The following is a 10,747-nucleotide window of genomic DNA, read 5'->3' on the forward strand; positions in this document are numbered from 1 at the left end:
CTTGGGTGATTTGATTATAGCGTTTATAGGATTTATGAGGTACACTTTTCAACCTCAAAGTCCCCCTTGATAAGGGGGACCAACGGAGGAGCCCTTTGTACCTCATGGCATAGAAAATTGCTATATTTGTCTTTTTTGCCGAGTTTGGATTAGGGCTGCATTATCCAAACTCTTCAACTCGTCTTGCGTACACACAATTCCGTTATAGCACTGCCTAAAGACAAGTGCATTAAAAATTGCTGTAATGACTATTTATCAAGGGTTTCAGTTGAGTAAGTCAATGTGACTACTCAAGGGAGGCAAGTTTCTGATAAACGAGAATTAGTCTAAACTCCAGTGATAAAGATCAGAACAAAAGTTGATTTAGATCACAAGCACTTACTGAAACTCTATTTACATTGAATGAAATAAATGAAATTAAATTCCGGAGAAATAAGTAAGTGCAAGAAGAGTTAAACGAGATTAAATCAAGGGTAAAAGCTCTAGAGGAAAAAGTTTATCATAAAGCTGATCAAGTCGAGGCTGAAGAAAAACCAAAATTTCAGTGTTATGTTGATACTAAAAAAATTGATGTTAAAGAGCATAACATCTGTTATGACATACTCAAAGAACTTGGCTATAATGACTTAATTGTGAAAGATGATGGTTGTATTGGCCCCCCAGGTCAATATCTGTATAAAGTTATTGATAACGACGAAAAAAAAGTCCATGAATGTTTTTCATTAGAAGGTATCAAGGACTTTATAAAAAAACAGAGTAAAAAGGCTTAAGCCTCGGATAGTATTGATTATAAATTGGTGATTATTTGTATTTTCATGAATTTTGCATCTACAGTTTCATCAAGAGTTTAATCAAGAAATACAGACATTTTTGATTCAGGGATTTTGCATCTACAGTTTTATCCCCAAACATGACCCTGAATTAAATAATTTAATTAAATAACTGGGTTCTAATCCAAATTTATCACTTAATTGAAGCCACATCATCTCTAATTATGAAATAATTTCAACCATAAAGATTGCCGACCATAGACACACTACGCACTAGCTTTTGCTGCTCCTGTTTTTGTTTCTCATCGCCACTATCATTAATAATTACTAGGATAGTAGAAATCTGATTAACATCAGAAGCATCAGGACAAGAGATAATACATAGATTCACACTGTGCTCTGCTTGAGTATTATGGGATACTAAGGTTTGAGCTGAATAATCTTGCCGACGTTCTTCTTCATTATTGGCCACTAATGCTAGATCGAACCATTCGGCAAAATTACCTTCTTTAATGTGGAGCAAGTCCCGTAAAGACTTCTCCTCAATATCTTTTAAACCAATAAAATCCTTAGCATGATCATTGGCTAGGATAATCTGACCGGTTTTATTGGTAAAAATTACACCACTAGATACATTAAAGACTAAATCTCGCTGCTCTAACTGTTGTTGCTTGACTTTACTAAACAGCTTGGCATTTTGGAGCGCTACACCCGCTTGAATATTAAATGCTTCCATCAAGTCTTGATCCCTACGATCAAAACTTGCCTTCCAGCAATCGGGAGGGTTAGGCCAATCGGCGGGATTGTATGGGGGAAAATTGCCCTGCTTCTTTTTATTGACTAATTGGGTAACAGCAATTAATTCATTATCGGCATTAAACACAGGCATCCCTAACAAACTACAGGTGCGATAACCGGTTTGACTATCAGTTTGTTTGGCAGTTTCTGAATTGGGATGGTCATAGAGATCAAACGGAATTATCAGTGGCTGTTTAGTAGTAACAACTTGACCAGCAAAGCCAGCTCCTTTGGGAATCCGAATTTCTTTTAATGTGCCATCAGCAACCGTTATTTTTGTCCATAATTCATCCTTTTCCTCATCTAACATCCAGACTGTGCTGCGATCAGCAGACATTAGCTCTTGAGCCTGATTCATCACTTTATTCAACGTTTCTTCTAGATCCAAGCTACTTTGACCCAGAGATTGTGTCGCATTTATCAATGCTGAAGCTATTCGTTGTTTCTGAGCTGCTTTATAAAATAAGCGAGAGGATTTAAGAATCATTTGAATGGAGCGGGCGAATTGCGCAAAAAGTTCTTCATCCTCTGGGGTAAAGCCTTTTGTATTAATTTTATCAGCTAAGGGCGCGTCTAAAACCGGCGGTTGTTTTAACTTATTGAGTAATTGGACAACAGCCACTAAATCTCCGTGTTCATCCAGTAAGGGTAAAGCCAGCATGGTATAAGTACGGTATCCAGTTTTGGTATCCCATTGCTTAGCAGTATTAGAACGGGTATCGTCATATAAATCGTAAGGAATATTGACAGTTTTCTTAGTTTGAGCAACATAACCAGCAATCCCTTTATCCGCAGGCACCCGAATCTCTTCTGAGTCTCCTCCTTCTCCCTTTGCCACAATTGACCATAGTTCATTTTTGGCTTCATCTAATAAAAAAATAGTCGTGCGATCCGCCTGGAGTATCTCTCCAGTTTTGAAGGTGATAGACCGTAACATTTCATTGAAAATGGAATCAAACCCTTCTCTGTCGATCAGAGTATCCATCATGGATAAGGTTTGATTAAAAACTCGTAAGTCTAATTCAAGGTTGGAAACAATATGTTTAAAACTTTCTGGGGTCAGGTGTTGAAGAGACTCATAGATAGTTTCCTTAGTCGTAGCCGCTAGGGCTGGATTAAGTTTCCCTTGTCGTCTGGCTTCTGAATACCGTTGAATTTCTTCTAACGCCTTTTTAAATTCTCGCTTTTCCCATTCTTGGCTAGTGGTCAAAAACTGATAATCTTGATGGCTTAAGCTTTTCCCAAGCGCCCATCTTAATGCATCCTGTAACTGTTGTCCCCCCAGGAGTCGGGATGTATCCTGACCATCGGAGTCTAACCAAGCAGTAATTTCCTTACTATATGGTCGTAAATTGGCTAATTCTTTATCTACCCAATTTTGGTTAAAAACAGCTTGATAAATACGGTTATAAATCCTTAATTTTTCTTGCTGCTCAACCACTAATCCCGATAGCCGCAATTCTATTTGTTCAGAGCTGTCATCAGACGCTATTTCTCCCTGTTGCAGAATTTGCTGATACAATCCCAGTAATCGCCCAGCCCGTTGCTCATTCTTAAGAAGACGATCGCGAATAGTTTTCAGATGCTCCGGATTATCATGAGATTTCCAATCATCAATCACTTGCGATCGCACTAATTGGTCAACCCACTCTGACTCACCACCTGTGGGGATACTAGATACAGAATCCAACAAGAGTTTACAAAGCTTTTGGGTCAAGAAAGGTTGACCTCCACTCCAGTACAATACCTGTTTCAGGACATCCTGGGGATTACTAATTTTTCCTTGTAATCCCTGGGCTAATGCCTGTGCTTCGTGCAACTGAAAACCATATAGCTGAATCGCCTGACCAATATTAAAGGGTGTGCGTTTTTTATCTTGAATTAAATCTGATGGTGTTGCTACTCCAAGTAGCACAAAGGTAAGGCGTTGGTAGTCTGACTTATCCACACGTTGATTATAGCAGGCGCGAATAAAGGCGAAAAAATCATCAGTGGGGAAATCGAGGCTAAGAACGCTATCAATTTCATCAATAAAAATTACAATATTTTGAGTAACTTGCTGGAGCAAAACCTCTTCAAGAAATTCTCTCAATCGCCGCACCGCAAATATCATTTCTCGCTCGCGCCACCAAGTGCGTAAATTAATATCTAGCTCGAAGTCTCTAGCCAGAGAGCGGACAATATTGGCATACCATTGATCGAGAGTGACATGCTGAGTACCATCCATGGATAAATCAATTACTGCACAGGCAACCCCATCCGCTTCAAGTCGGCGCATTACTTGCACTCGTAAGCTAGATTTTCCAGTCTGTCTTGAGTTCAATACATAACAAAACTTTCCAGCCTTCAATCCTTCATATAAATCATTATCTGCTTGTCGCTTAACATAGGTAAGAGCATCGGCTGGTAAAGTCCCTGAGTATATATATTCGTAGGTCATTTTATTTGTTAACTGTTGTTCGCGTAGGGTGGCCTTTTGGCCAAGGTTTAAGGTTGACGGTTTAAGGTTGAACGCGCACGCGTGGCCTTTTGGCCAAGGTTAACTGTTTAAGGTTGAAGGTTAACTGTTTAAGGTTGAACGCGCACGCGTGGCCTTTTGGCCAAGGTTGAACGCGCACGCGTGGCCTTTTGGCCAAGGTTGTTCGCCTTTGGCGTCCGTTGTCGGGTAGGTTTAAGGCTTAAGGTTTAAGGTTTAAAATTTAAGGTTGAACGCGCACGCGTGGCCTTTTGGCCAAGGTTGTTGGCCCTAGGCGTTCCCTTCGGGTAGGTTGAAGGTTGTTCGCCCATGGCGTCCCAATTCCTGTAAGTTTAAGGTTTAAGGTTATATGAAGTATGGATTCTGAACTGACCCACTCAGCACTCAGGCTCAAGCCGCTGCCAAAGGCGATCGCAAAAATACTTATGATATAAATCACAGCGAGGCATGACGCTATTCCCTTGCAACTTTACTAACCCCATGCTATATAACTTAAAGGCTTGCTCCGATGGGATAGTTACCCAGCTGTGTGCTTGAACCACTTTCTCCAACGCAGTTTCCAATTCTGGAGACTGTTTGAGATTTCCTAGGTGGCGTCGCAGATGGTCACTGAATGGTCCGGCTTCTGTGGGTGCCACCTCTAACAGTTGCGCTAGGGTAATCTGATGATATTTAATATAAGCTAAACCTTTCCGCAACAGATAAGGATGTCCTCCCACCATCGCCATCAGTTCCTCGACTTGTCTGGGATTCCCATTCAGTCCATAACGTCTGACTAACTCCTGTACTTGCTCTGTGCTAAACTCTGGCAACTCAATTTCCAATCCGACATTAGCCAGTGGTGAGTGATTGATATCCAAGGAGCCATAAATTTCTGTAGAATGTACTATCACCAACCGGAGTTTTTTCCAGATAGCGCTACTGCGATCGCCCCGCCTAGCGATGTCATACCAACCACGGAGAAGGCGACAAAAATCATCAGCAATAACGGGGTGTTCAAACACCCGATCAACTTTATCTATAACCAGTACGATCCGCCTTTCAGTTTTTGCTAATAAATACTCTTGAAAATAATCTGTGGTGTTACTATTACATCCAAAAATATCATCCCAATACTCATCCAACTTATTTGACAGCCCTAGAGTCTGACCAACTCTGGCACAGAACCACCGTGAGAATTTGCCGAGGTCCCTATAGACGGTACTATCGGCTAACTCAAAGCTTAAGGTCACAGCTTGATAACCTTGCTGCCTGAGCTCAGCCAGAACTCGTTCAATCAGGGAGGTTTTACCCATCTGCTGGGGTGCTTTGATCCGAATTAGAGCACCAGGCTTGACAATTGCCTCTAACAACTGATCTTCATAAGGAATGCGCTTGACATAAAAGTCAGCATAGAGAGGAACTGGCTTTTGTTGCCCTTCTGACTCTGGCATCGGTGGGACGATGAAAGATTTATATTTACTTAATAACTCTGGATTGACTAACTTAGGCTGATATTGACTAAATAGGTCAATTAACTGATTTCGGAGTGAGTAGTGTTCACCTGGTGCATTCCTCAGCTCAAATTTCTCGCACAGCTGCTGCACATGTTTTCTGACAGTAGCTTCTGTGATGTGTAGCGACTTAGCGATCGCTTGATCGCTTTGGCCCGCTAACATTTTCTTCAAGACCTCTCGTTTACGAGGTGTTAGCTGATCAAATGCTACAGTCAAATCTAGTTGATTCAATTTTTCTAAGAACATCTCAGTCTTGCCGATAGAGATTTTGAATAATCGGTTTTTTCCCCTAGACATAGCGTTTAGGTGGTTATCAAGATGCACCAAAAAAAGATAGTATTTATGCTAATTTTAAACCAATCCTAACTAGCTTATCGAAAAGCTGAGCTAGCCATGGGTTTGTGAAGATTTTTACACAAATTATGGATTAGACGTGGCTTGTGAGCCTTTTTCCACAAATTACCCTGATGTCTTCAACGCAGTATAAAGTTTGATTAATGGCAATCAAACCTATACGATGTTATAGATGTCTCAGTACTCTTTTGCCTTTTCCCTCAAGCTAAAACCCTGCGTCTGATGGCACTGAGTACTGGTAATATCATATCACTCCCTGTTGCACTTGTATTACCCAAAATTGGGAGCTTGATGGGTTGTGTTGATAAAGCGATCAACTTTTAGCTATCAGCTATCAGCTTGGTAGATACCTGATCCGAAGTGGGTGAAAACTTGACAAACCTAAGGTTAATACCTCGCCCCTTGTGCCGAACCTAACAAAGCTAAGTGCCTCAGGGCGAATGCTGAGGACTTTGATCTAGCGTTGATCTATATATAGGGATTGAGAGCTGCAAAACAAAACGTCGTTAGTAGTTAGTCAGACCAATGGCATTGCTGAAGGGCGGAATTAATATCAGTGGGGTGGGCATCCTGCCTGCGAAATGAAACGGGCAAGATGCCCGTTCCACGGCAAGATATCCGTTCCACAGGTGCGACCCGTGGCGAATTTAATTCTTAATGGGTCAAGCGCACCTAAAAGATGCCGGTTCCACCAAGATGCCCATTCAAAAAAACTATTAAAATCATTGCATAATTAAGCAATACCAGACCAATTAACTAACTACTAACCCCTAACCCCTAACCTGAAATCCCCCGGATGTGACCGTGGGGATGAGCTGAAATCTAAATCAGGAGTTGCTGATATGTCTACTATGATGTTTAATCCTACCGAGATAATCATTGATACCTGTGTTAAAAATCTAGAGACAGGTTTCCACAGCACTTACGGCAGCCTTAAATCAGACTACTGTGAGCTGATTACTTGGGCTACCCACATGGCTCTGGAAAATATTGCTAATAGTGACGCTCTTTATCACAACATTGAACACACCGTCCTAGTCACCGTAGTTGGACAGGAAATCTTGTGGGGTAAGCACATCTGCGAAGGGAGCGTCTCCTGTGAAGACTGGTTGCACGTGATTATCTCCTTGTTGTGCCATGACATTGGCTATATCAAAGGCATCTGTCGCCAAGACCAACCAGACCAAGGATTGTATGCCACAGGAATAGACAATTTTATGATTACTCTCCCTACAGGTGCCACTGATGCCAGCCTTACTCCCTACCATGTAGACCGGGGTAAGCAGTTTATTGATGAACACTTTGGTAATCACCTGCTGATTGATACTAAGCAGATTAAGCACAATATTGAATTAACCCGTTTCCCAGTACCTGATGATCAGGATCATCAAGACACGGTTAACTATCCTGGTTTAGTCAGAGCAGCAGATTTGATTGGTCAGCTGGCTGATCCCCGCTACTTACAAAAAATTAGTGCCTTGTTCTACGAGTTTGAAGAAATCGGGAAAAATCAGATTTTAGGCTATCGTAATCCCGGTGATTTGCGCCGGAACTACCCAAACTTTTACTGGAATGTTGTCTATCCTTATATCAAACCCGCATTGCCCTACCTAGACCGAAGCCTTTCTGGTAAACAAATCCTGGCTAATCTCTATGCCAATGTCTTTCGAGTAGAACACCAATCCCAGCCTAAAGCAATCTTCAGCCATCCCTGTCGCTATAGTCAAACTACAGCACAATTATGTACAGCATGATCACTGTAAAAGGCAAATCATCAAGGCAAATCATCAATGGCGGTTTTGTCTAAAGTTAATTGAAAATTGACCATTGATCATTGACAATTAACAATTAACAATTAACAAATGACCAATGAAAGCCATTTTAATGACTGCTCCTGGTACACCTGAAGTGCTACAACTTCAGGATGTACCAGCTCCCAAAATTAAAAACGACACAGAAATCCTGGTGCGTCTTCACGCTGCTGGTGTTAATCCCATTGACACCAAACTGCGGCGTAGAGGCACCTTTTACCATGACCAAATGCCAGCTATCCTAGGCTGCGATGGTGCTGGTGTGGTAGAAGCTGTTGGTGCTGGTGTCCAGAAATTCCAGGTGGGTGATGAGGTATATTTCTGTGCTGGGGGATTAGGATTATCTGGTACGGGTAACTATGCCGAACTAGCCGTTGTTGATCAGTCCTTAGTTGCCCACAAGCCTAAATCCCTCTCCTTCCCTGAAGCGGCTGCTGCTCCTCTAGTACTGATCACTGCCTGGGAATCATTGTATGACCGAGGACGGTTGGAAGCAGGACAAAAGGTGCTGATTCAGGCAGGTGCTGGTGGTGTCGGTCACGTTGCTATTCAGCTAGCTAAGCTCAAAGGTGCTGAGGTTTGTACTACTGTCGGTTCTCAAGAAAAAGCTAGATTAGTGCGTCAGTTAGGTGCTGACTATCCTATCCTTTACAAACAAACTAGCTTTGTGAAAGCTGCCTTGGATTGGACTGGGGGAGAGGGAGTAGATTTGGCGTTCGATACTGTAGGCGGTAAAACCTTTTATGACACCTGTGAAGCAGTGCGGGTATATGGCGATATTGTGACTATCCTCCAACCAGACCCAGCCGAAGGTAATTTGAAGACAGCGCGATCGCATAATTTGCGCATCAGTCTAGAACTCATGCTCACCCCAGCCTTGAAAGGACTCACTACAGCTCAACAGCACCAAACCGAGATTCTCCAGCAGTGTGCTAATTGGATTGATGAAGGTAAACTGAAAATTCACCTCAGCCAACGGTTTCCCCTCAAAGAAGCTGCTGCTGCTCACAACGCTATCGAAGCTGGTTCCATGACAGGTAAGGTGGCACTAATTATCCGCTAAAGACAATAGTCACTAATACAACTAATCCCTAAGAATTGGCTGAGGGTTCTAGCTTTCTAGATGCCTAGAACCCTTAATAGCCTTTATATGCGGACGAAAGGACTTGAACCTTCACGTCTTGCGACACTAGAACCTAAATCTAGCGCGTCTACCAATTCCGCCACGTCCGCGTACTGTGCGATTTATATCATAGCATATATTATAGCTTTTATTGCAACTGCTGGGGAAAATTTTCCCAAATCCCCCTTAAAAAGTCCCTTTATCACCTACACCTCAACTCTCACCCCGCCCCGGAAAGCAATATACCCTTCAATGGGTTTCGCCTTCTCCTTGGTGCTCGGGTAATACCAGGCTGCATAGCTTATTCAAAAGCACCATCTGTAGCACCATCTGTAGCCCATAGGCTGATACGCGACACGCTGATAGCACCATCTGTAGCACCATCTGTAGCCCATAGGCTTACCTGCCATAGATGATAATCGCAATTGAAGGCTAGAATCCAGTCAGGAATAGTTGCCTCGCAATTAAACCCCTAAAAATAGGTATAAATCGGTATTTAATCCTATAAAATGGACATTGACATTTAACTAGCGCTAGAGTATCATTGAAGTAATTGACTCAGGTTTGACGATGCCCAAAAAAGTAGGAATGACCAAGAAAATATCAACCCAGATTGTCCCTGTAGTAGGGATGACTGAGTCGGTTGAACTTGAGTTGTTGTCCACGATGAAGAAATTGGGCATTGTCAGGTCTGAATCCTACAACAAGCTAGGCAGCATAAGTCATTGGGAACTTGATTGGAAAAAAGCTTACCCAAAAGTTAGGAGTTTTAGGACTCCTGAATCCTTGGGACTACCTTCCAAATTGATGGAATGGACTGTAAGCGATGTAGCCAAAGCCATTACGGCTCAGCAGGCAGCTTGCACCGAAGCGGTAATTAAAAAGGTTTACAAAAGGTTTCCTGGAAAAGATAACCAGAACGAACGGAAGGAACTTTGCAAACAACTTAAGACTTTAGCCTTTCTGGACACGCCACTTCTCCACAGACTTGTTAGGAAGGAGTTTCAGCGGGGACATTCTTGGGGTAAAAACCAGATAGTTTATCAACAAGTAGGTTATAAGTGTAAAAAGCTTTCCCGTAATACTTACCAGTTAGAAATAGCTGGACTCACTAGAGGGAAAAGGAACAGGATAGTTGTTAGGTCTAATCGTAAAATAAAAGGCCAGATCAGACTGATATATAACCAACTTTTGCCAAGATTTGAGATTCACTTTATAGTAGATCATGGAACTGTAGAAATTCCATCTGAACGTCGGAGTCTAGGAGTAGACAAGGGTTACACTGAGGCTTTCTATGACTCAGAGGGGCAAGCTCACGGAAAAGAACTAGGGGAAGTAACCACCCAGAAACAGAAACGAATATGTGCAAAAAACCGAAACAGAGGGAAGCTTTGGGCACTTCATAGAAAACTAGAAAAAATCGACCCGGCCAAATCAGCTCGAATATTAGAAAATAATCTGACCAGAAAAACCGAAAATCGCCGCTACAGAAAAAATCAATCAGAACTGACGGCGATAATAGGAGCAGCCTCTAAGTCTCTTTTTAATGGGGAATCTTTAAAGGTTTTTGCGGAAGATTTAACACAACCGTACCGAAATAAGCGTCAGTCTAAGGCCGTGTCCCGCAAACTCAATAGTTGGATGAAAGGAGTTATGCGGGATTCTTTGCAGAAATGGGCTGATTGGACTGGCTCGGTTGTCACAGAAGTTCAACCTAGTTACACGTCGCAAATTGACTCTAGGAATGGAACCCTGTTGGGGAAAAGGACTGGGGACAATTTTACCGGATTTGATGGGGTCGTGTTGTGCGGCTTGTTCCTAGTAGGAGCTGCCTATCCCAGGCAGGGTATGACTAGGGGATTCGCGGGGAAAACCCCGAACTCTAACTACCTGATGGATGGTGGTGAAAGTCCACCCCA

At 42.4% G+C, this 10,747-nt stretch carries 8 protein-coding genes and 1 tRNA gene; 4 read left to right on the top strand and 5 right to left on the bottom strand.

Annotated features, from left to right (window positions below):
• Window positions 1-440: 440 nt before the first annotated feature.
• On the top strand, window positions 441-770 hold the full coding sequence (locus tag F6K53_RS10515) for a hypothetical protein (RefSeq protein WP_293071300.1): 330 nt from the start codon (window positions 441-443) through the stop codon (window positions 768-770).
• Window positions 771-1,005: 235 nt separating this feature from the next.
• Here F6K53_RS10515 and F6K53_RS10520 read toward each other — a convergent pair whose 3' ends face one another.
• From F6K53_RS10520 to F6K53_RS10530, 3 genes are all read right to left on the bottom strand, one after another.
• Complete coding sequence (locus F6K53_RS10520; RefSeq protein ID WP_293045100.1) at window positions 1,006-4,008, bottom strand: AAA-like domain-containing protein; 3,003 nt, start codon at window positions 4,006-4,008, stop codon at window positions 1,006-1,008.
• Between the two features lie 61 nt (window positions 4,009-4,069).
• Window positions 4,070-4,204, bottom strand: coding sequence for a hypothetical protein (locus F6K53_RS10525; protein WP_293045102.1), 135 nt, complete (start codon window positions 4,202-4,204; stop codon window positions 4,070-4,072).
• 217 nt (window positions 4,205-4,421) lie between these two features.
• Window positions 4,422-5,786, bottom strand: a complete 1,365-nt coding sequence (locus F6K53_RS10530; RefSeq protein WP_293080614.1) for an AAA-like domain-containing protein — start codon at window positions 5,784-5,786, stop codon at window positions 4,422-4,424.
• A 962-nt stretch (window positions 5,787-6,748) separates the two neighbouring features.
• On the opposite strand from F6K53_RS10530, the gene F6K53_RS10535 reads away from it, so the two are divergent.
• Both F6K53_RS10535 and F6K53_RS10540 read left to right on the top strand, forming a co-directional pair.
• Entirely contained in the window at window positions 6,749-7,648 is a 900-nt protein-coding gene (locus F6K53_RS10535; protein WP_293071306.1) for an Npun_R2479 family HD domain-containing metalloprotein, read from the top strand.
• Window positions 7,649-7,763: 115 nt separating this feature from the next.
• Entirely contained in the window at window positions 7,764-8,768 is a 1,005-nt protein-coding gene (locus F6K53_RS10540) for a zinc-dependent alcohol dehydrogenase family protein (protein ID WP_293071299.1), read from the top strand.
• A gap of 88 nt (window positions 8,769-8,856) precedes the next feature.
• On the opposite strand, the gene F6K53_RS10545 is transcribed toward F6K53_RS10540, so the two are convergent.
• Together F6K53_RS10545 and F6K53_RS45800 are read right to left on the bottom strand one after the other, a co-directional pair.
• Window positions 8,857-8,938, bottom strand: a tRNA-Leu gene (locus F6K53_RS10545).
• 96 nt (window positions 8,939-9,034) lie between these two features.
• Window positions 9,035-9,133, bottom strand: a complete 99-nt coding sequence (locus tag F6K53_RS45800; RefSeq protein WP_293022106.1) for a DUF427 domain-containing protein — start codon at window positions 9,131-9,133, stop codon at window positions 9,035-9,037.
• Window positions 9,134-9,398: 265 nt separating this feature from the next.
• On the opposite strand from F6K53_RS45800, the gene F6K53_RS10550 reads away from it, so the two are divergent.
• Window positions 9,399-10,747: transposase (locus tag F6K53_RS10550; protein WP_293071298.1), on the top strand; the 1,349-nt coding region annotated here is incomplete at its 3' end.

Source organism: Moorena sp. SIO4A1, assembly GCF_010672065.1.
Classification (GTDB): domain Bacteria; phylum Cyanobacteriota; class Cyanobacteriia; order Cyanobacteriales; family Coleofasciculaceae; genus Moorena.

Coding starts and splice junctions, on each gene's coding strand:
- F6K53_RS10520 (WP_293045100.1), bottom strand. CDS start 4,008: ATGACCTACGAATATATATACTCAGGGACTTTACCAGCCGATGCTCTT.
- F6K53_RS10530 (WP_293080614.1), bottom strand. CDS start 5,786: ATGTTCTTAGAAAAATTGAATCAACTAGATTTGACTGTAGCATTTGAT.
- F6K53_RS10535 (WP_293071306.1), top strand. CDS start 6,749: ATGTTTAATCCTACCGAGATAATCATTGATACCTGTGTTAAAAATCTA.
- F6K53_RS10540 (WP_293071299.1), top strand. CDS start 7,764: ATGAAAGCCATTTTAATGACTGCTCCTGGTACACCTGAAGTGCTACAA.